Genomic DNA, 23094 nt, shown 5'->3' on the forward strand with positions numbered 1-23094 from the left:
AATGAATTTATTTTAAATAACTTAACGATACTTAATCCTACGAAAAAGTAGTAATTTGGTAGAATAATAAAAGCCTTTTTACTATAAGAAGAGTAAAAAGGCGGCAAATTTTAAAAAAAACTATATATTAGTCTCTATTCGCATCACATTTGCTTCAAATTTATCCCGAGGACCTAAAGCTTTATTTCTTAGTTTGGTTCTGTAATTATAAATCGTAGATAAAGAATAGCGCAAAAAATCCGCAATTTTTACACTATCTGAAATTCCTAGTCGGATTAAGGCATATATTCGCAATTCAGTATTCATCAACTCTCCGGGTTTTAATTTAATACACTCATTATCAATAAGCAATTCATTAAATTCTTCAATGAAATTTGGAAAAAGAGACAAAAAAGTCTTGTCAAAATTTTTGTAAAATTCTTTTAATTCCACTTCAATGAATTCTTTAGATTTCACGGCTTTGACTAATTCGGCTGTTTTTCCACTGGAAAGAATAACATTCAATCTACGCTGATATTCCTCTAACTTGCTAATATATAGCGAGCACTGATCCATATAACGCCCAATGTAAATTTCCTTAACCAAATTAGCCTCTATAAGCGTTGAGTTGGCATAATTTAATCTTTCATTAAAACTGTTCAACTCTTTATTTAATTCAACGAGCTTACTGTTGGCCAAACTAATTTCCCTTTTGGCTACGGATTTTTTTTTCATCTCTTTAAATAGCAAAACCAAAGCAACCATTAACAATAGAGATAAAATACTCACACTTATTAAAAACATTATCAATTGCCAACGGTTGGTTTCATTCTGTTCTTGATAAGCTAGATCGATGATAGACAGCATTCTAGAAATTTCGTAGGTCCTCAAACGGGCATTGCAAAAAAGCGCATCTTCCAAAGAGCGTTGGATATATTTATAGGCCCGGTCTACATCATCTTCTTTATACATGATAAAAGCCAAAGATCGAAGTGAAATGTATTCCCTTTTATCTAATTTCAAATCTGAAATTGCCGATTTGATTAACCACTTTTTCTCCTGATGGAAATTTTTCTTCTTTTGGTAGGTTCTAGATATAATATAGGCTACGATTGCTCTATCAGGATCATTTTTATCCATTTTATAAAAATAATCGTGTAACATTTGAAGGGTCTTGTCATATTGCCTTTTTTCAAACAAAATATTCGCTTGAGTAATAACATTCGATTTTGACTCGTACTTAAAAACGGAATCCCGAAACTGTTCGCTCAATTGTTCGTAGCTTTTTTTTTCCTGTTTGGAGGCGGCATATATGGACATATACAGATACAGGGAACTCTGTACGCCGTAGTAGAAGCTCTTAATTTCAGGCGTAGAATGTATATCGATCCCTTGCAAAATATCGGTTGCTTCTTTATACATCCCCAAAGTTCCCATAATAGATGCTAAATTCAATTTTGCAGTATTAATTTTGGTTAAATCCTTTAAGATGTTAGCCGCTATTAAACTTCTACGGGCATAATTTAAAGCTGAATCTGACTGATAAGCCCTGTATTCATTATATAACTTTTCAAATATCTCATATTTCTGAACGTTCGTAGAAGTTAATTTCTTCAAACTGACAAGTTTACTTATTTCAGTTTCCTTTTTATTATGATAGATTTCTCTTTTATCAATAGCAGCATCTAATTCATCTAACAATGAATTAATTTCATCTTGAGAATATAGTTGTACAGGAAGGCAGATAATAAGGAATAAAGTCCAAAATTTATTCATTCTGTGTTTATTTTGTTTAGATTAAGTTTATAGTTTAATATTATTATCTTGCATTATGAAATCCACCAAAATCAAAAGTCGTGGCTCAAAACGCATCATCATGAAAAGATTTTAAGGATTGATCACTACATAAAAAATCTGCTTGATTTCATCCCCCTGACACAGAAGCCAATATCGTTGAGCTCCAATTCCGGCGAAGGCGAGGTTAGTGTCGCATTATATCGCCAGTGTCCTTCAGCGGCCTTTCCTGCTTCAATCTTTCCTCCCGTCCCCGTAAGTGACGTTCTGCTTTTATCAACAGAAATATAATCAGCATCTACTCTTTGAAACAAATGTGAAATTTCTCTCTGCGTGTTCGTAATCGATTCTCTTGAACCTAAGACATGGCTGGAGATTGCATTTCCACCAATAAAATATTTCCTGTTTTTCCAATTGTGCTTGAAATCCAATCCGCCGGAATACGCTGCTTTTCGCAAAAGCAGAAATTGCGGTTCATCCGTATTTCTGCTGGTTGCCGTTACAATTGCTCCCAAAAAACTATTTCGGCCGTTAAAATCCTTTTAACATAACCAACAAGATTATTGGTAAGCGGTTCTATATGCACTTCTTGTCGTTCTTGACCACTATCGATTTTGACATATTAGTCTGTCATTACACTTTCCAGAATACCGAGAGACCAACCGTTCTTTAAATTAATCACTCTTTACTCTCGATATTTATGGCAAATGAGAACCCCGGTCTTTTATCATGGTAGCTGTCAGTATTAACGTCAACCGACCGCCATCAAAGCCATCACTTCTCGACAAACGTTTTATGATTATCCGGTTCATTACCATATTATCTAAAAGCAAAGTACAGGAATTTGGAATCACAGAGTATTTTAGATTTCGTCTGCTCTGTTGGCGGTGTATTCTCATCATAAAGATTTCCTATAAAATCTGTTTGCCCCCTCAATATCCAAACAGGCATCGTGTTCCTAATGATTTTATGGCATTAACTTTCTTTTCGATTTTGGAAATATCCTATCCTAAACAAATAAAAAGAGAATAGGAATGCCAGAAAAAAAACCGCATTTCATTGTATAGCCGTACAATTTTATTTGGGTTTAAATTATTTGAATTTTGGGTATGAATTATTTCTTGATTTTAGCCCAATTGCGTAACAATTCCCGTCAGCGCTTCCAAAATAAACAGTGTTATTGGAAATAAAAGGAGAAGAAACAATGGAGCCCAATTTATAAAATTGATCCATCACGGTTTTATTGACATCGTAAAAAGAAAAATCAGCCCCTTTGGCAGCATAAGAAAAGTCAAGGAAGCCATTATTTAATATTTCAGAGGCATATAACATTCTGCTATCTGTGCTGAAACAGTTCCATTGCTTGCCCGAAGATTGAACGTTTACTGCAAAGAAATTACCGGTAAAATCTCCAAAGTAAGCCGTATCACCAGCAATCGCCGGAGAAGAATATACATAACCGTTTGCTTTAAACTTATATAATTCTTTTCCACTTTTTGCATCCAGGGCCAACAGTGCAAAAGTGTCGGATGTGCCGACATACAGAACGTCATTCGCTACAACTGGCGAACTGATAATCCAGGAATAAGCCGCGTCATACTTCCAAACCAATTTTCCGGTTTTGGCATTGAGCGCAAATAAAAAAGGATCACGAGCGCCAAAATAAACCATATCATTAGCAACTGCTACGCTAGATTCAATTCCTTTAAAGCCCAATTGCATTCCTGTTGCAAATTTCCATTGCATTTTTCCAGTCTCTGTATCTACGGCATACAGATTAGCATCCCAACTACCAATATAGAGTGTGTTCTTATACAGGACAGGACTGCAGTGAATCGATCCTTTTGCCGCAAATTTCCATTCCAACTCTCCTGTATTTGCATTGAGTGCATATACATTCCCATCACTGCTGCCAAAGAAAATTCTTGGATTTTTATCGTCGGGTTTTATAACAGGAGAGGACAAAAAGAAATCCCACAAATCATCCATGCATTTGTCCACAGGCTTAAAACTCAGAAAACCTATTTCGTCAAACCACTTTTCTCCACCTGTTTTGAATTTCCATTTCATATGACCTGTGTGGATATCAAGAGCATAATAGTAGCCATCAAAACTTCCAATATAGACAGTGTTTTTGAAAACTGCCGGAGAGCTGTGTACCGCACCTCCCGTTTTAAATTTCCAATGTGTTTTGCCCGTTTTCTGATTGATAGCATAAAGATTGCCATCCTCACTACCTATATAAACAATACCATTATAAACAATAGGTGAAGAAAATATTTTTCCACTTGTTTTAAAAGCCCATTTTAAATCGCCTAATAGCATGTGTTTATCTCCGTTAAAAACGCGATTTTGAAATACACTTACAGTTGTGTTTTTTTTCTGCTGTCCAAAAACTGGTAAACTGCTTATTCCAAAAAGAATTCCTATTACTGCAATTAAATACATTGGCTTCATGCTCGGTTTGGTTAGTTTTTTTTTATGACTTGTAGAATTTCTAGCATTTGCAATAAATGCTAAAGACATTAAAATCAAGAAAAAAAAGATTTTTTTTTTCATCTTTGGTTATTTTTTAAGTTAGTTTTTGAACGAAAGTTATTTTTCTTTTTCATTCCAAAAAAAGAATTTATTTAAACAACATGATTTGCATTGCAGACAACAATTTTGATTTGAAATAAAGCCTTATTTTTGCATTAATATAAAACTTGACCAATTGGGGCAAATCAGCTACAATCCCGAAAACAAATCTCAAAAGATAAAACTCTATACCTTGTACTGGTTGGGTTATATTTTACTGTTTAGTATGATCCAGGGACTTCCCGAAGACGATTTCATTATGGCTTGGCGAAACGAATGGTACAGCGTTTTGCCTAAGATACTGTTCGTGACTATTATTGTTGAGTTTTTAATGCCTAATTTGTTATTTAAGAAAAAAACTGCCATTTTTATCGGTTGCTATGTTCTTCTGATTCTAGTTTTTGCATTCTTGCAGCGGCTAATTGACAATTATATAATATTACGTTATTATATGACTTTCTGGAAGAGAGAACCTCTTTTGTCGGCACCAGTCTTTTTGTACAATGTGAGTAAATTACAATTTGTAGTTACAACGCCAATTGCATTTAAACTTTTATATTATTTAGCAGAAGAAAAAAATAAGGTCCAGACGATTTTATCCGAAAAGCTTCAAGCAGAATTATCCTCGCTCCGAAACCAGTTCCATCCACATTTTCTATTCAATGTCCTGAATAGCTTATACTCTAAAATTTTGAACAAATCAGATGATTCTGCTGAAATTGTGATTAAAATATCGGATCTGCTTCGGTTTTCGATTTACGATTTGAACAATAAAAGTATCTCTCTGCAAAACGAAATAGATTATCTCAAAAATTATATTTCGTTACAACAGCTGCGTTTTGAAAATCAGCTTCAATTGAGTTTTAGCCTTTATGGAAATGTTGAGAATCATTTTATTGAGCCTTTTTTGATACTTCCATTTATCGAAAACAGCTATAAGCATTGTTTAGATGAGAACAATCAGGGCTGGATTACAATTGCTATTAATGCAAGCGATGAATGGCTTGTGGTTAAAATTGAAAATAGCCTGCCTGAGCATTATAATACTACAGGAGATAATGTGCGCAGCGGAATTGGAATTGCAAATGTAAAAAGGAGATTAGAGCTGCTATATCCTGCAAAACATACTTTGACCATAAAAAATGAGATGTTAAGTTTTTTTGTTTCCTTAAAAATAAAGATAAAAGATGTCAGCAATTAATTGTATTATAATTGAAGATGAATTACCGGCCTCTATTTTACTGGAACTTCATATTGCGAAGTTTGATTTTCTGGATTTGAAAGGAAAATTTACCAGTGTTTCCAATGCGCAGAATATTTTAAAATCGCACAAAATTGATCTTATTTTTTTAGATATAAATTTACCGGGAAAATCAGGAATAGAATTTGCCAAAAGTCTGCATGCAGAAACCGCTGTAATTTTCACAACTGCTTATACAGAATATGCTGTCCAAGGATTTGAGATTGATGCTCTCGATTATATTTTAAAACCAATTTCTCTAGAACGTTTTACGAAAGCTATAAATAAATACAGTAAAGCCAGAGAGTTCAATGAAACGATATTACATTCTAAAAAACAAGAGAAAGAAAATCCGTTTATTTTTGTGAAATGTGAAAGAAAGATGGTGAAACTTTTTCTGGAAGAAATAAGCTATTTTGAATCTCAAGGCAATTATTTGTTGATTTTTACCACTACAGAATGTTATAAGACCTACCAATCCATTACTGAAATGCAAGAGAAACTGCCTGAAGGTTTGTTCTGTAGAATTCATCGTTCATTTTTAGTAGCAACAAATAAAATAACAGGCTTCAGCACTAGTATTGTCAATATCAAAAATAAGCAATTGCCTATCGGAAGATTTTATCATGCATACGTATCTCGTATCTTAAATTCTTTACATAATTACCACTGATTTCTGTCGATTCCACTCCACTTCTTATGGATGTAATATCCATTACTATTACAGGGGTATGTTATAAAAGTGCTATATTGATCGAAATTACAATGAAACTCAACGCTCTTGTCAGAGGAAGATATTCCAAAAAACTAAACATCAAAGCATCAGGATTACCCGCTAATGAACTCAGTGCGCCGTTGGCTGTATGCAAATCAAACCAAATGGCGCTTCCGCCAAAAACAGACATCCAGATAAAATTAAACAAGGTCGGCAATATCAAAACAGCGCCAACAAACTCTCTAATAGTTCTGCCCTTAGAAATTCTAGCAATAAAAAGTCCAACATAAGGCGACCACGAAATCCACCAAGCCCAGTAAAGAATGGTCCAGTTATAAAACCAAGGCTGGGTATTTTCTTCATAAATGTGCGTATTAAAAGTAAGGCTGAAAAAACTATTGATATAAGTCCCGATTCCTTCTGTAAAACTACCAATAAGATAGACCGTCGGACCCAGAATCAATACAAAAAGAAGCAAAAGTATTACACTTGCAATATTGATTCCGCTGAGAATTTTAACTCCTTTATCCAAGCCACTCATCGCTGAAAAAATGGACAAAGAAACCAATACGGCAACAATCATAACCTGATAAACAAAACTGTTTTCAGGCACAACATTCAACATCTGTAACCCTGAATTGATCTGCACCACACCAAAGCCCAGCGTTGTAGTAATTCCAAAAAATGTACTGCAAAGCGCAAAAACATCAATTATATTTCCCCACCTGCCTTTAATTTTATCTTTCAATAAAGGATAAAAGCAACTCCTAAGCGAGAGCGGCAATCTGTATCGGTATGTAAAATAAGCTAAGGAAAGCCCGACCACTCCATAAATTGCCCAAGCATGGATTCCCCAATGAAAAAAGGTATAAAGCTGGGCATTCTGAGTTCTTTGAACAAGAGTTTTTCCAGCAAAAATTTCATTGGAATAATGCTGCATCGGTTCCGCAACGCTAAAATACATCAAACCAATTCCCATTCCTGCAGCAAAAAGCATTGAAATCCACGAGAAAAAAGAATAATCTGGTTTGCTATTATTCCTTCCAAGCCGGATATTTCCGTATTTGCTTATCATTAGATAAATCAAGAACAAAACAAAAATGGTAACTGACCAAACGTATACCCAGTTCAGATTAACAAAAATGAAATTTTTCATGACATTCAGAAGATCTTCAGTAAAGCCTGGAGAAATAGCCGACAGCACACAAATTCCTATAATAAAAACCAAACTGGGCACCGTAACACCTATACTAAGTGTTGTTTTTTTTTGTGAAATTGCTGCATATAATTTCTAATAATTAGGTTAAATGAAAAATAATCAGAAAAAATCCGATATTAACTTTAAATTCCAAAGAAATATAAAACTAAATACAAGCTGTTACAAATGAAGTTTTGACAGAGAAGATAACAGACCTACCTAACAAATATAAAGAAAATAAATAAAAAACAGGAATTAAATCAAATATGGAGTTGCCTTCAAAAGTACCACAAAAAGTTTAGGCGGATTTGCAAAGAATTTTCCATTTCAAATTTTATGGCAGAATCCTGCCCTTAAGCCTTTACCTTGCACCTAGTTCCTTAAAATCAAGCTCTTCACCGCTGAGATTTGAATGGCAGAGCGTCTTTTTTAAAAAATCAGAAATCATGTAAACCATTCAATGAATAGGCAGATTGCTTTTTTTTTACTGAACTACTTATTAATCTACTGTTCTACTGAAGCTAAAATTTGGTTTGCTTCTCTAATGATCTTTCAAAAAGAAGGGAAACTATTTTTTTCAATTAAAGCCATAGAACGAATATCAATTAGTTTCAACTTGCCAAAATGCTTATAATATTATGGATTATGGTGGAAGTCTTTATTTTTTAAAAGACAAAAAAATAAAATTAGCTCAATGAAAGTGAGCCTGTCCAGAGCCCGGAATATAGAATTCATTAAATTACCTTAAACTCTATTATTCAGAATACAGAATTCACAATACCTATTTTACTTAACAAATTATCCCATATTATTTTCTCGGGAATAATTTAAGAAATCATATTGATTTTTAAATCAATCCCAAACAGTACACCCACACCAAACTCATAATGCCAATAAAAGACAACCCCTGCTTGCAGGCCAAATCTCGCCTAGTGCTTAAAATTTTGGTTTAAAAAATTCCGTTGCAATAAAAAAACATACCACATCATCAGACAGCAGGCTCATCTCTCCCTGTCTGGCAGTTTAACTCTTCTCAGCTTTAAATTTAATAGCTGTTTATGGAAATAGTATCGGCAAGATTCTCCGAGCTGATGAATCCCGAAATATATTCCTCCACTTCCCTGCGATGCTCGGGTAGCGTTTCAAAGCTGTTAATATGAAACTCATCGTCCTGGTCCATAATGTGGATAATTTCTGTATAGCCCTTTGATATAAGGCTGCCCTTTAATCTGATAAAGGTGAGCTGCTGGCGGGGGTCCAAATCTTTTCTCACTTTTAATCGTATAGCTTTTTCCATAGCAAAAGATCTGTTGTTTGAAACTTTTTGTATTCTCATCCCAAATATAAAATTTAATCTTTTTCCGAGATAGTGAAGTATGTTAAAAATTGTAGTTTTCCCAATAAAAACAGCTCTTGATTACTCCGCATTCATTTCCGGATGATCTGGCCGCGTCATGTTATCAAAAAGTAGAAGCTCAGAAAAATACGGTAGTGACAGATTTAGGTTCGAAACGGTCCATCCAATAAATCCGAAATATTTTTTTACGAACGAGTTCGAGTCCTTTTCCCGCTAAGGCAAAAAGCTTAAAAGAAACCTGAAGCTTTTTTTTGTTTTTAACGATCTTTATAACTCTCTTTGTCTACATTCAACATAATTTCAATTTATTTAAATGAAAAATACTCTACTACTGGTTATTTTAATTTGCCAGATTGGTAAAGCGCAGAGTTTAAATCAGAAAGTTATTGTTTTACCTGAAAACACTTCGGTAGAAGATTTCTCTTTTTTAAAGGAAGAAATAAAAGAAGCTCAAGTGGTAATGCTTGGCGAAAAAATACATTTTGACGGAAATGTTTTTGAAATGAAAACCAAGATTGTTGAGTCCTTGCATCAAGAAATGGGTTTTAATACCATCTCATTTGAGTCTGGTATTTATGATGTTTGGAAAGCGCAAAAAAACATTAATAAAGGAGTTATTACTAAAGAAGCCCTAAAAAAGTCATTGTTTACAATTTGGGCTAAACGAAAAGAATTTCAAAATTTCATCAATTATTTTGATCGCAACAAAAAAGATTTAAGCTTTATAACCTCATTTACCGCCACCTATTTCCACACATTTATTGCAGCCCAGCTGCAGTCAAAAATTGTTTTGTCCATCCTTCTCAATCATGATAATCGGGAGATATCAAATAAAATTTTCTAATAAATAAAGTCAAACCATTGCTTTTATGGCATCGTTTGTTTAAATTTGTGACTCTTATGAAAAATTGGTGCACTAAATTTTTACTTTCAATAGTCATTCTCTTAAATGGATATGGGAATGTTTATGCACACAATAACATTGTTTTATATAAAAAGTTTTCGTTCTGTACTCTTGCAGATCATACTCAAAGTGAATCCAAATTAAATCGAGGACGTTCATTTGAATCTTTTAAAAGAAAAATATGCCTTTTCGATAATGAAGAAAACGAGGATAATTTTTCGGCTACCCAAAAACAGCTTGTAAAAAACAACTACTTTTTAATTTTTCATACAAGTAATCATTTTGTCGTTTCTGCGACTGCTTTTACCCAAAAAGTAAATAACTGCAAAATTTTCAGTTTACTTGACAATAAAGTATATCTGTTATTTCAGGTTTTTAGAATTTGATTTTTAACGCTATTGCTTGCCAATAGCCAATCACTTTATAGTTTTATCCTCTGTGTTCTTTAGTTAGATAATAGACGGATATGAACTTCTATAGTCTATTCCCAAAGACCTTTTTATCTAAAATCAAAAATAAATTACGTTTTAATGCTGAAATAATTATGAAGAGAATTTTCATGATCATGACTTTATGCGCCTTAGTTTTTGCGGGCTGCAATTCTAAAAAAGAAGAAGAAAAAGAAGAAAAAACCAAATTTCTGGTTACAAATCCAATCGAAAAAGATACTACCATTACAAAAGATTACGTATCACAAATACATTCTATTCAACATATTGAGATAAGAGCTCAAGAGCGCGGTTATCTTGAAAAAATATATGTAGACGAAGGACAAATGGTAAAAAAAGGTCAGCTCTTATTTAAAATCATGCCTGCTCTTTATGAAGCCGAATTAAAAAAATCAAAAGCTGAAGTAAGTTTCAGTTCAATTGAATATCAAAACGCTAAAAAGTTAGCTGATGAAAAGGTGGTTTCTCTAAATGAACTGGCAATGGCAAAAGCTAAATTAGAAAAAGCAAATGCTGAAATGGCTTTAAGCAAAGTTCATCTTCAGTTTACAGAAATCAGAGCGCCTTTTGATGGAATCATTGACAAGTTTCACGTACGTCAGGGAAGTTTAGTTGATGAAGGAGAATTGCTTACAGAATTGGCAGATAACAGCTCAATGTGGGTATATTATAACGTTCCAGAATCTGAATATTTAGATTATCAGGAAAAGACCGGAAAAAGCGGTAAAATGAAAGTTAATCTTTTGATGGCTAACAACAAAAAATTCCAATATCCTGGAGTTGTAGAAACCATTGAAGCCGACTTTGATAATGAAACCGGAAATATTCCTTTTAGAGCCACTTTTCCTAATCCAAAAAGATTATTAAGACACGGAGAAACAGGAAGCATTCAAATGCCTATCGAACTTAAAAATGCTATGCTAATACCTCAAAAAGCGACATTTGAAGTTTTAGACAAAAAATATGTGTATGTAATTGATAAAAATAATGCTGTAAAATCTAGAGAGGTTGTTATTGCTGCCGAAATGCCTCACCTATTTGTAATAAAGGAAGGTTTGTCTCTTCATGATAAAATACTTTTAGAAGGGCTTCGTCTTGTAAAAGAAAATCAAAAAATAGACTACGAAGTGGTAAAACCGCAATCGGTTATGTCCAATTTAGAATTGTATGCAGAATAACCGAATCTAAAAAAAGAACACATGTTTAATAAATTTATACATAGACCCGTTTTTGCAATTATAATTTCGATTATAATTGTCTTTATAGGTACGCTGTCCATCAAACAGCTTCCTATATCGCAATTTCCACAAATTGCGCCCACAACCGTAAATATCTTTATCGCTTATCCAGGTGCAAGTGCCGATGTACTGGTAAAATCTACCTTAATTACCTTAGAGAATTCGCTTAATGGTACACAAGGTGTTCGTTACATGGCTACAGATGCAACGAGTGCCGGAGAAGCAACACTTAGAATAATTTTTGAACCAGGAACCGATCCTAATGAAGCTGTAATTAGAGTTAAAACAAGGGTAGATCAGGTAATGCCATTATTACCTGAACTGGTTCAGCGTGAAGGAGTCGTTATTACTCCTATTCAACCGAGTATGTTAATGTATATCAACCTTTACTCGAAGAGCAGAAGCATGGATGAGAAGTTTCTCTACAACTATGCCGATGTAAAAATGATTCCAGAAATTAGCCGTGTTAAAGGTGTTGCGAGAACTCAGATTCTTGGAAGCCGTAAATACGCCATGCGCGTTTGGTTGAATCCTGATAGAATGAGAGCTTATAAAATTTCTGTTGAAGAAGTTATGCAAGCACTTCAAGAACAAAGCATTATTGGTCGTCCTGGGCGATTAGGACAAAGTTCTGGTATTGCTGCACAATCTTTAGAATATGTGCTGACGTATAAAGGAAGATATGATGAACCTAAACAATATGAAAATGTAATTGTACGTGCCAATTCTGAAGGTGAAAGCATTCGATTAAAAGACATTGCAAAAGTTGAATTAGGAAGCGAATTCTTTGATATTTATTCGAATCTAGACGGTCATCCTTCTGCAGCAATTGTATTAAAACAAAACTACGGAAGTAACGCGAGTGACGTAATTAATGATGTTAAAGCAAAGCTCGAAGAAATGAAAGCGAGTTTTCCTCCAGGAATGGATTATAAAATTAGTTATGACGTTTCTCAATTCTTAGATGCTTCTATCGACCAAGTTGTTCATACTTTGAGAGATGCTTTCATTTTGGTTGCTTTGGTTGTATTTATATTTTTAGGAGATTGGCGTTCTACTTTAATTCCAATTATTGCCGTTCCAGTATCTTTAATTGGCGCTTTCTTTGTGATTCAGCTGTTTGGAATGTCAATCAACTTGGTTACTCTCTTTTCATTGGTATTAGCAATCGGAATTGTAGTCGATAACGCTATTGTCGTCGTCGAGGCCGTCCATGCCAAATTTGAAGAATTTCCGCATATTACACCTTATCATGCCGTTAAATTAGTATTGGGCGAAATTGGAGGTGCCATTATTGCTATTACAGCCGTTATGGTTTCTGTATTTATTCCTGTTTCGTTTATGTCTGGTCCCGTGGGAACTTTCTACAGACAATTTTCGGTTACGATGTCGAGCTCAATTATTATTTCTGCCATTGTAGCTTTGACCCTTACTCCTGTTCTCTGTGCCATTCTTTTGAAAAACAATCATGGAAAACAGAAAAAAGGAAATATCCTGACAAAATCTCTAGATGCTTTTAACAGATGGTTTGAAAGACTTACAGGCCGCTATGTTGTGGTTTTAAAAACAATTGTAAGCAGAAGAGTTTTAACTTTCGGAATTCTAATTGCCTTCTGTGCTTTTATTTTTATAGAAAATAAAGTACTTCCTTCTGGATTTATTCCGAGTGAAGATCAGGGAACCATTTACGGAATCATTCAAACGCCTCCTGGCGCTACTTTAGAAAGAACCAATCAGGTTGCTCAAAAATTGCAGAAAATCTGTGAAAAAGTCGAAGGCGTTGAATCTGTTTCTTCTTTGGCAGGTTATGAAATCATGACAGAAGGTCGTGGTTCTAATGCTGGAACCTGTTTGATTAACTTAAAATCATGGTCTGACAGAAAACATTCTGTAACAGAAATCATGGAAGAATTAGAAAAGAAATCTAAAGATCTAGGTGCTGTCGTAGAGTTTTTTGAACCGCCTGCAATTCCAGGATTTGGTTCTTCTGGCGGTTTTTCTATGCGTTTACTAGACAAAACTACCAGCACCAATTATCAGGAATTTGATAAAATCAACAAGCAGTTTATGGCAGAACTAGGCAAACGTAAAGAGCTTTCTGGTTTGTTTACTTTCTTTGCCGCCAATTATCCGCAGTATGAATTGGAGATCAATAATGATTTAGCAATGCAAAAAGGCGTTTCTATTGGTAAGGCAATGGAAAACTTAAATATTTTAATTGGAAGTACCTACGAACAAGGTTTTATCAAATTTGGACGTTTCTTTAAATTATATGTGCAATCTGACCCGAAATTTAGAAGACTCCCATCAGATGTATTGAATCTCTTTGTAAAAAATGATCATGGAGAAATGGTGCCTTATTCTGCTTTTATGACTCTTAAAAAAACACAGGGACCTAATGAGATCACGCGTTACAACATGTATAATTCTGCTGCTATTCAGGGTCAGCCTGCAAAAGGATACACTACTGCAGATGCCATTAAAGCGGTACAGGAAACCGCTCTTAAAACACTTCCTAAAGGGTATGATATTGCATGGGAAGGTCTTTCTTATGATGAAGCTGGAAGAGGCAACGAATCGCTTTATATCTTTTTAGTGGTATTGGCTTTCGTTTACTTCGTATTGGCTGCACAATATGAGAGTTTTATTATTCCGTTGTCTGTAATTTTATCTATTCCTGTTGGAATTTTAGGTTCGTTTGTCATTCTACAAATAATGGGCTTGCAAAACGATATTTACGCTCAAATCGGATTGATTATGCTGGTCGGATTGCTTGGTAAAAATGCCGTACTGATCGTCGAATTTGCTGTATTAAAACATTCGCAAGGCGCGACAATTCTCGAAGCTGCAATTGAAGGCGCCAAAGTTCGTTTTAGACCCATCTTAATGACATCATTTGCCTTTATTGCTGGTTTGATACCGTTAATTTTTGCTTCTGGAGCGGGCGCAATTGGAAACAGAACTATTGGAGGATCTGCGCTTGGCGGAATGCTTTTCGGAACCATTTTCGGAGTAATCATAGTTCCTGGACTATATTACATTTTTGGTTCATTGGCACAAGGCCGAAAACTAATTAAAGGAGAAGAAGAAAGCTCTTTATCTGATGATTTCATACATCATGTAGATGATTTTTCAAAAAACAATCAAACGGAGGAAAATGAAGAATAACAGAAATATAAAATACGCAGGTCTTATCTGCGTATTACTCTCTATAGCGGGTTGTAAAACAACTTCTATTGTAGAAAAAACAGAAAATAAAACGGTACCCGAAAACTATGCTGATAATGGTTTAGACACTCTAAATACCGGAAAAGTTAAATGGAGAAGCTATTTTACAGATGAAAATTTGGAGAATCTGATTGATATTGCATTGAAAAACAATCAGGAATTGAATATTACGCTTCAAGAAATTGAAATTGCTAAAAGCGAAGTAAAAGCACGAAAAGGAGAATATTTGCCTTTTGTTGGTTTTAGCGCTGGTGCCGATTTAACCAAATCTGGAAGATACACCAGCACAGGTTCTGGCGAAGCAACAACAGATATTATGCCTGGCAAAGAAACACCTGATCCGCTTCCTAATTATCGTTTTGCACTGACTTCAAGTTGGGAAATAGATATTTGGAACAAACTTCATAATGCAAAAAAAGCCGCTTTAAACCGTTATTTAGGTTCTATTGAAGGAAAGAATTTTGTGATTACCAATTTGATTGCAGAAATAGCCGATTCGTATTATGAACTTTTAGCATTAGATAATCAACTAGAAATCACCAAACAAAACATTGACATTCAAACCAATGCTTTAAAAGTGGTTAAAATACAGAAAGAAGCTGCAAGAGTGAACGAACTGGCTGTACGTAGATTTGAAGCGCAGATTTTGAGTACGCAAAGTCTTCAGTTTGATATTCAGCAGCAAATTACCGAAACGGAGAATAAAATCAATTTCTTATTAGGGCGTTTTCCTCAAAAAATTGCTAGAAGCAGCAATACTTTCAGCACTATTACTCCGGCAGATATTCACGCAGGAGTACCTTCCCAGCTTTTAGAAAATCGTCCAGATATTAAAAAAGCAGAAATGGAACTAATTGCCGCAAAACTGGATATTAAAGCTGCTAAAGCGAAATTTTACCCTTCGCTAGGCATTTCAGCAGGGATTGGATATGAAGCTTTTAATACCAAATATTTACTGACTTCTCCAGAATCTTTGTTGTATTCTATAGCAGGCGATTTGGTTGCTCCTCTAATTAATAGAAATGCAATAAAAGCAGAATATCTTACCGCTGGAGCTAAGCAAATTCAGGCTGTATACAATTATGAAAGAACATTGGTAAATGCTTATGTTGAAGTTGCCAACCAATTGTCTAAAATTCAAAATACGGCAAAAAGCTATGACTTGAAGTCACAGCAAGTTGATGCTTTAAACGAATCTGTTCAGATATCTAACAATTTGTTTAGTTCTGCCAGAGCAGATTATATGGAAGTTTTATTGACTCAAAAAGATGCTTTAGAATCTAAATTTGAACTTATCGAAACCAAAAAACAGCAGATGAACGCCTTTGTTAATGTTTACAGAGCATTAGGAGGTGGCTGGAATTAGTAGTTTTCATAAATATTTCCATCAGAAAATAGGCCTTCTTTTGTGAAGGTCTATTTTAATTCGGAATGGAAATTGCTGCATTATATTAGAGATATTAAACCCTTTAATTAAATTGATAAAAAAATGAGTTTTAAAGAAGTTATAATTAATGCAGGTGCCCCAAGAGATTTACGGCATCTGCTTAGTTCTTTGCATATAGACCACCAGCAGTCGTTAGAATTATGCTGGGCAATCCGTGGCAGAAAATTGCCCCTTAAAGAATTAAAAATTACGCCGACTGGCATTACAGCAATGAATTGGCCCAGCATTTTGAGATAGAGAAAGAATTTATTTTTCCTATATTAGGAATGGAAAATGAACTCATAAAAAAAGCATTATCTCTGCCAGAAGAATAAAAAAACATTTTAAAAAAAATCTTGAAATTGAAAAATCATTAAGCCGCATTGAGGAAGATCTTGAAATATTGATACGTTTCGAAGAGAAAAATATATTTGTTTTAATCAGAAACAATATGGCATCTAATCAAATTACAGTAAACACGAAAGTTTTTTTTACAAATAAAATAATAAAGAATGTGAAGACCTCTTTTGGCTTTAAAAAAATCTTTTAACAATCTACTACTAAATTTCTACGTAAAAAATAGAAATTATAAATAACATATTTTAATACATAACCTTGTTTTTTTTAAACAAAAAATATTTACCCGCTCAATGGAAAGACACAAGATAATTCATCGAAATTACTTTAAACTTATGCTTATATCTATTTTTGTTGGGCTCTGTGGGGCATTGCTCGCATTTTCACTAAAAAAGCTGACAGAATTTTTTGAACGCTTCCTGTTTAATATTGCCAGCAATTATTCAATAGGAATAATTTTATTTCCTACCATTGGAATTACCGCGATTTATTTTTTGAGAAAATATGCATTCAAGAATAGGAAAAACAAAGGAATAACCGAAATATATAAAACACTTGATCAGCGCAAAGACCATTTGCCGCTATTTAAAATCCCCTCGCATTACATCAATGGATTTCTAACAATAATATTTGGAGGGTCAACAGGTATAGAAGTATCCACTGTAGTGGCTGCGGCCACTATTGGGAACTTTGCCTACAAAAAGGATCTGTCTGCAAAAATATATAAAACGGAATTAATCTGCGCGGGAGTGACCGCGGGAGTTGCTGTTTTATTTTGCAGCCCTCTAGCCGGCTGGCTATTCGCAATGGAGGTTATTGCAAGGAAAATAAACAGAACACTGGTTATCGCCTGTACCTGTTCAGCATTGGCAAGTTGGCTGTTTATTTCTTTGTTTGATAATAAGCCTTTGCTCTTATATACCATTGCAGATTGGAATTGGACAGCTTTTCCGTTTTTTATTATTTTAAGCCTTCTTTCAGGGTTATTGGCAGTTTATTTCACACTTTTAGTTACCCGGATTAAAGGCCTTTTCGGGACTATTTCGAACAATTTCATACGCGTTAATTTAGGGGCTTTAACTGTTGGTGCATTAATTTACTTGTACCCAGGCTTATACGGCGATAGTTATGATGCCCTTCATGAGGTGCTGCATGAATCCATAAAGGCACCAGGCGTTTCATTTTTTTTCTTATTAATCATTACAATGCTAAAACCCCTGGCGGCATCCCTTACACTTGGAGCAGGCGGAGACGGAGGCGTATTTGCGCCCAGCATTGTTTCAGGAGCATTTCTAGGGCTGCTTGTCGCCTCTATTGGCAATGCTTATTTTTCAGCAGATTTAATCCCTTTAAACTTTGCCTTGGTAGGGGCGGCGGCTGCTTTATCGGCTTCTCTTTCCGCTCCCTTAACTTCTTTGGTTCTGATCTGTAATCTGCTTCCAAACGGATATTTATTGTTTGTCCCTATTGCGCTTGGAACTGTAATTTCGTATTTTTTTTCAAAAAAACTGCTTCCTTATAATGTATATTCATATGACTTTTATCTAACAGCAAAGCAATAGCCGATTAAGTACAGGGAATGAAATTTAGCCTGAACCGCTTTATTTAAAATTAGTTTTTTTATGCCAGCTCAAAAAAACATCAGTTTTTTGCCGCGAAGCAATCAGAATCGGAGGGATTTTTATGGCTGGCACATTAGGTATTAATCCCTCCTTCTAATTATGGTTTGTCGCTTCGCTTTAATAATATTCGAATACATTGGCAAAACTTGTAGCTATACTGTAAATAGTGCTGTCCGGGAACATCATATTATACATGATGGGTAATTGAAAGTTCAAATCTATCGGAAAAAACAATAAATTTAAAAAACATTGCACTTTAAGCTCCAAATAAATAAAAACTAAATACTGTTTTGCCATGCATTCTTTTTGTTGGCACACTTAAGAAGGAGAAATAATCTGTCTGCATTATTTTACACCTGTTGGCTATCAAATAAAAATAGAATTGAGGAACTACTAAAATAACCTTCGAAGTATTTTATTGAAAACATGCTGTTTCATTTTTCGATTCAATTACAGCTCTCAGTAAAAAATTTGGATTGGCTATATAAAAAAGCCTTTAATCGAATTAAAGGCTTTTAATCAACCAAAGTTAGGTTTTAGTATTTACTAGAAGTATTTCAACTATGCTCTATTTTTTTTACACGTACATAGGTTTATAAAACCACGAATTTCAAGAGTATCATTGGTGCCAAACTTTTTTTGGACTTGATACTATGAAAGGGATTACTTTTGTACCACAAAACTTAAATCGCATAAAGTAATTCATAAAGCTAAAGAAAGACAATCCTACCTTAACGATAACAATATTTTCAAATCCTCCATAAATATTTGTAGAATTGTATGCCATAAACCAATTGAGTTTTTATATTTTTTTACATCAATCCCCAACAGGACATCTAAACCAAATTTACAAAGCCAATGAAAGACAGACACTAAATATAGTAAGCCAATTTCTTCAAATCATCCAAAAATGATGTTGTAATTTGTCCCGTCCCCGTCACTGTACGATACAAAACAAACCATTATTAAACTCTATAAACAAATGATTATCTTTGAGTTACAAAACCCAACAGATGATGAATAACAAAAATGACAAATGGAAAATAACTCCTGAGAAGGCACATAAAATGCTAACCGACGAAGGCATGAAAGTCACTCTAGACGAAGCTGCTGAAATATTGACTTTTTTAAGATTTTTGGCAGAAGGTACAGTGAAGAAATTTCTAAAAGACTCAGAAAATGATGAAAATGAAGAAGATAGTATATTAGATAAAAAAAATGACACTCCAACTAAAATTAAGCAGAAAAAAAATGTCTCTCCTGAAGGAGTAATTTATTGCAGCACTTGTAATTTTCTAAATAATAATTTTTAAGCAAAGATTTAACTTTCAGTATTGGTAAATTAAAATGCCAGATTAGTTAAATAGAGCAATTTATAGCACAAGTTTTATTTCGGGTTGCCTACAATTTCGCCAAAAAGAAAAAGCGTTTTTTAAAGATAGTAAGCCATACAAATTTTGTGGTAAAATCTTAGTACAACTTATTTAGAAAAAGAAAAACCTTAAAAAAACCAATATTTAATAAGCTCATTTTCAAATGTGAATTACATATTTTTAAGCAGATAAAATATTGAAAAAAGATATATTTGAATCTGGGTGCAGAATCGGTGCATCATTTTTACGAACAAATTTAAAAAACTGTTAAACAACCACTTGAAGCCTTAAGTTCGAAACATTACTACATCAAAATTGTTATAAAAATCATTAATCTCTTTCGAACCTACGATCGCAAGCCAATAAGACTCTGGCCGAAAGCTTAGAAAGTCTTTCAAAATTCCCGTCTCAAGATAATGCCATTAATTCTATTAGATTTTATTAAAGTTACAAGCCGCTCCAAACCAATTCTCTTTCGCCAGCCAAAAGCAAACAAACAAATTTGAAAACAATTAAACCAAATCAAAAAAAAAGATAACTAACTAAAAATAAAAAAAGCCCTCATTTCTGAGAGCTTTCAGGCTTTATCGCAATGCTGTCCTGAAATCCTAAAGAGGTTTGAGCCATTAATCAGCGGACCAGTTCAGTCCTCTTGGGCCGGCAGCTTATAGATCAGCTTCTGTATGATGGCTAGCCAGACGCTTGACAAAAGCATGGTGGAGGTAATCACTGCATGAGTAATCTGATGCATATAATCTCCAACCAGCCCAAGAGAAGCGGCAAGCGTAAGCAGCACAAAGCTGAATTCGCCAATCTGCGACAATAGCGCACCGGCATATATGCTGTCCCTCCAGCTGTTTCCGCTTAGCTTAAAAAGCAGGCTATTGGCCAAGCTATTGATAATCAAAACGCTTACAGTCACCAAGACAATTGTGCCGGCATTGGCTGAAAAAAAAACAACGTCAAGCTGCAGTCCTATGGCCAGAAAAAAAAATGCCATAAAAAAGACCCTAAATGGAATCAGCGATTTTCCAAGCCAGCGCGTTGCCTTATCTTGCCCGATCACAATTCCTGCCGCAAAGGCTCCAAAGGCTGGCGAGAGCCCAAACCAGAAACTAACCCAAGCCATCCCAAAACATATGCAGAAGCCGATGAATACCTGCAGATCATGGTCGGCAATAAGCTCTCTTCTCATGGGAATATTAAAAATCCTTCTCTTGATGGCTGACCGCAAAAAAAGCAGTATGAGCATGCCGCCTATGCAGACCTTGACAAGCTCAAAAAAAGATGTATTGCTGCCTGAAATAAAATTTAGCGATAAAACCATTGGCACAACCAGTATGTCCTGCATCAGCAGCACACCGCATGTTATAATCCCCAATTGGCTTTTAATCTCACCGGTTCTCTGCAAATACTGAAATACAATAGCCGAACTGCTGAGGCTTATGATAAAAGATAATAACATAATCCTACTGGCTGGCCATCCCAACTGCATTCCCAAGGCATACATGCATAAGGCGCTTAAGAGGATCTGGACCAGCGCTATTGCAAAGGGCCTGCAGAAATGCTGGCTTAAATGGTGCAGGTCTATCTCGGTACCAATGGAAAACATCAGAAGAACAATGCCGATTTCGCCCAATTCCGCGACCACTGCCGTATCAGGAATTGTATTCAGCAGTTTTGGCCCCAAAAGCACGCCCGCAGCTATATAGGCAATAAAATACGGCTGTCTGAAGCGGCGCAGCACCAGTATCAGGAACAGCACAGCAAAGCAGAGCACAGCCAGGGCAGAAAATAAGTCCGAAAACATGATTATAGCTTTTTGCAATGATTAAAGCTGCCCCGTAGGGCAGCTTTAAAATAAAAAAAAGGTAAAATAATCGATTAGAAATTAGGCGATTTCAATCATTCTAGGCGGCTTCTGCTTCGCTTGCTCTTTTTTGGGTATGGACAGATGAAGCAGGCCATTCACATAGCGGGCGCTTATCTTTTCTTCGTCGACCACATTTTTAGGCAGCTCAAAACTTCTCTGGAACGACTGGTAGCTGAATTCCCTGCGGGTAAAATTCTCCTGCCCGATGGTCTGCTTATTTTCCTTTTCCGAAGAAATAGTCAGCAGGTTTCCGTCAAGGGTAACTTTGAAATCGGCTTTCTCCAGGCCGGGAGCGGCCACTTCGACTTCAAAATGTTCTGCAGTCTCTCTGATGTTTACCGATGGCAGGGTGGTGCTTGTTGTAGAAAAATTTTTGTTTTCCCAATTGAAAAGCTCGCGGCCAAAAACGTCATCAAAAAACGTATGCGGCAAGCCACGATGCTGGTTTGCATTTCTTTTGATAAGATTCATAACATTTTACTTTTAATTGTTATACAATATTTTTGAACATACACTGCCTTTGCAGTGCCAGTCACAAAAAAACCAAAATTATGCCAGAGAAAAAAAATGACATTTTTTCAGTTTTCATGGGCGAAAAAATGTCAGTTTTACCATAGCTTTAGAAAGAAAGAAAGAAAGAATAAATAAATAAATAAATAAAAAAAAAAAGCCCTCATTATTGAGAGCTTTTAACTGCTATTGAAAATAATACTTTATAAAAAACGGGCTTTTATCCTTAAGATTTCAACCATCTTTCATAACCACTAAATCAATGTTATTCTTCCTTTTAAACTCAATTAATTTTCCAGAAACTTTATCCATTGCCCCTATAATCTTTTTCTGGGTCGGTATCATTTTTATGTTCTCCCATCATCCATTATTTTTAAGTTTATCTATCTGATAAGCCAATTGAAAACAGCCCTTCAAGAAAAATAAATCTTGTGCTCCCAATTTTGTCTGCACTTTGAAGATGATTGCATTTAAAATTTATTCTGACAGATATTTTCTTTCCATTTTTTCTTTTGCTTCAGCCAGTATGGAATGGATTTTCTCTTCAAACTGGGGAACTGAGCATTTACGTTATAGAAGAAGTAAAGGATTTTATGCGGGAAGGCGACAATTTGTGGCATTGCGTATTCACCAACGAGTATTACGATAGAAAGGATTCGCTGATACTCTCCGCTAAGGTCGAAGACAAATCCGTCGAAACCATCGAAATCTCACTCTCTAGAATGGAAATCCTGCAATCCAGCGGATTAAAAAACAAGCCCTCCAAACATCATAAGCAGATTATGAGCCTGCTCTCTAAAAATTCATATCAGATAAAAGAACGTCTGGGAGAAGGAAAAGCAAAATCTGTAACTGCATAAAGCCGCTATTTCCATCGGCTTTTTTTACGCGCAGAAGACACAGCAAATCCACTCTCCAAAAAACAGAAAAAGGAAAAAAGCATAAAAGCGGAAAAACCGAAGATATTTCGGTTTCTCCGCTTGGCAGTTTTCAGATTATCCCATTATCTCGGGCTCACACAGCATAAAGGCTTTACAGGAAGTTCAGAAATTAATTTCAGTTTCAATATATAAGTCTGCTTATCATCCCAATTTGAAAATATGCTGGCAGAGGCAAAAACCGCATGTTCATAATTTTTATAGCATACCGGTAACTCTATTTGCTGAACAAAAATCTAAAAATGAATATCTAAAATTATGAAACACTTCATTAAGATAATATAACATTAAATTTTTAAATAGCAATAGCTTCGCC

16 protein-coding genes are annotated in these 23094 nt (G+C 34.9%); 9 read left to right on the top strand and 7 right to left on the bottom strand.

The genetic code is table 11. The features are described from left to right. Positions 1 to 120: 120 nt before the first annotated feature. The 3 genes from susR to PQ463_RS08345 all read right to left on the bottom strand — a co-directional run bounded on the left by susR (position 121) and on the right by PQ463_RS08345 (position 4332). Positions 121 to 1755 carry a SusR family glycan utilization regulator gene (gene susR / locus PQ463_RS08335; RefSeq protein WP_274257211.1) on the bottom strand — a complete coding sequence of 545 codons (1635 nt, stop codon included), beginning with the start codon at positions 1753 to 1755 and terminating at the stop codon, positions 121 to 123. Between the two features lie 125 nt (positions 1756 to 1880). Then, on the bottom strand, positions 1881 to 2288 hold the full coding sequence (locus tag PQ463_RS08340; RefSeq protein WP_111376078.1) for a hypothetical protein: 408 nt from the start codon (positions 2286 to 2288) through the stop codon (positions 1881 to 1883). Between the two features lie 577 nt (positions 2289 to 2865). Next, on the bottom strand, positions 2866 to 4332 hold the full coding sequence (locus PQ463_RS08345; protein WP_239457777.1) for an outer membrane protein assembly factor BamB: 1467 nt from the start codon (positions 4330 to 4332) through the stop codon (positions 2866 to 2868). Positions 4333 to 4486: 154 nt separating this feature from the next. On the opposite strand from PQ463_RS08345, the gene PQ463_RS08350 reads away from it, so the two are divergent. Both PQ463_RS08350 and PQ463_RS08355 read left to right on the top strand, forming a co-directional pair. Beyond that, a complete protein-coding gene (locus PQ463_RS08350) occupies positions 4487 to 5551 on the top strand; it encodes a sensor histidine kinase (protein WP_274257215.1) in 1065 nt (354 codons plus the stop codon). Further along, positions 5538 to 6263, top strand: coding sequence for a LytR/AlgR family response regulator transcription factor (locus tag PQ463_RS08355; protein ID WP_111376076.1), 726 nt, complete (start codon positions 5538 to 5540; stop codon positions 6261 to 6263). The genes PQ463_RS08350 and PQ463_RS08355 overlap by 14 nt, the downstream gene beginning before the upstream one ends. A 61-nt stretch (positions 6264 to 6324) precedes the next feature. Here the strand turns inward: PQ463_RS08355 and PQ463_RS08360 are convergent, their stop codons facing one another. Both PQ463_RS08360 and PQ463_RS08365 read right to left on the bottom strand, forming a co-directional pair. After that, on the bottom strand, positions 6325 to 7542 hold the full coding sequence (locus PQ463_RS08360) for a BCCT family transporter (protein WP_274257218.1): 1218 nt from the start codon (positions 7540 to 7542) through the stop codon (positions 6325 to 6327). A gap of 1006 nt (positions 7543 to 8548) precedes the next feature. Beyond that, positions 8549 to 8800 carry a hypothetical protein gene (locus PQ463_RS08365; RefSeq protein ID WP_129746996.1) on the bottom strand — a complete coding sequence of 84 codons (252 nt, stop codon included), beginning with the start codon at positions 8798 to 8800 and terminating at the stop codon, positions 8549 to 8551. Between the two features lie 373 nt (positions 8801 to 9173). Between PQ463_RS08365 and PQ463_RS08370 the strand changes: the two genes are divergently transcribed. The 6 genes from PQ463_RS08370 (at position 9174) to PQ463_RS08395 (ending at position 19397) form a co-directional block, all read left to right on the top strand. Beyond that, complete coding sequence (locus PQ463_RS08370; protein WP_274257220.1) at positions 9174 to 9704, top strand: TraB/GumN family protein; 531 nt, start codon at positions 9174 to 9176, stop codon at positions 9702 to 9704. A 604-nt stretch (positions 9705 to 10308) separates the two neighbouring features. Then, the gene (locus tag PQ463_RS08375; RefSeq protein WP_026729727.1) at positions 10309 to 11391 is read left to right on the top strand and encodes an efflux RND transporter periplasmic adaptor subunit; all 1083 of its coding nucleotides are present in this window, start codon (positions 10309 to 10311) and stop codon (positions 11389 to 11391) included. A gap of 21 nt (positions 11392 to 11412) precedes the next feature. After that, positions 11413 to 14619 carry an efflux RND transporter permease subunit gene (locus PQ463_RS08380; protein ID WP_026729726.1) on the top strand — a complete coding sequence of 1069 codons (3207 nt, stop codon included), beginning with the start codon at positions 11413 to 11415 and terminating at the stop codon, positions 14617 to 14619. Beyond that, a complete protein-coding gene (locus PQ463_RS08385; RefSeq protein WP_026729725.1) occupies positions 14609 to 16045 on the top strand; it encodes a TolC family protein in 1437 nt (478 codons plus the stop codon). Before PQ463_RS08380 ends, PQ463_RS08385 begins: the two co-directional genes overlap by 11 nt. Before the next feature lie 752 nt (positions 16046 to 16797). Beyond that, entirely contained in the window at positions 16798 to 18024 is a 1227-nt protein-coding gene (locus PQ463_RS08390) for a chloride channel protein (protein WP_337992884.1), read from the top strand. Between the two features lie 1073 nt (positions 18025 to 19097). Next, complete coding sequence (locus PQ463_RS08395; protein ID WP_274257223.1) at positions 19098 to 19397, top strand: hypothetical protein; 300 nt, start codon at positions 19098 to 19100, stop codon at positions 19395 to 19397. 703 nt (positions 19398 to 20100) lie between these two features. On the opposite strand, the gene PQ463_RS08400 is transcribed toward PQ463_RS08395, so the two are convergent. Beyond that, entirely contained in the window at positions 20101 to 21267 is a 1167-nt protein-coding gene (locus PQ463_RS08400; RefSeq protein WP_274257224.1) for a cation:proton antiporter domain-containing protein, read from the bottom strand. 81 nt (positions 21268 to 21348) lie between these two features. Then, positions 21349 to 21801, bottom strand: coding sequence for an Hsp20/alpha crystallin family protein (locus tag PQ463_RS08405; protein ID WP_111375738.1), 453 nt, complete (start codon positions 21799 to 21801; stop codon positions 21349 to 21351). A 503-nt stretch (positions 21802 to 22304) separates the two neighbouring features. Between PQ463_RS08405 and PQ463_RS08410 the strand changes: the two genes are divergently transcribed. Then, complete coding sequence (locus tag PQ463_RS08410) at positions 22305 to 22700, top strand: PcfJ domain-containing protein (protein ID WP_274257227.1); 396 nt, start codon at positions 22305 to 22307, stop codon at positions 22698 to 22700. Positions 22701 to 23094 lie beyond the last annotated feature (394 nt).

This window comes from Flavobacterium sp. KACC 22763 (genome assembly GCF_028736155.1).
Taxonomy (GTDB): domain Bacteria; phylum Bacteroidota; class Bacteroidia; order Flavobacteriales; family Flavobacteriaceae; genus Flavobacterium.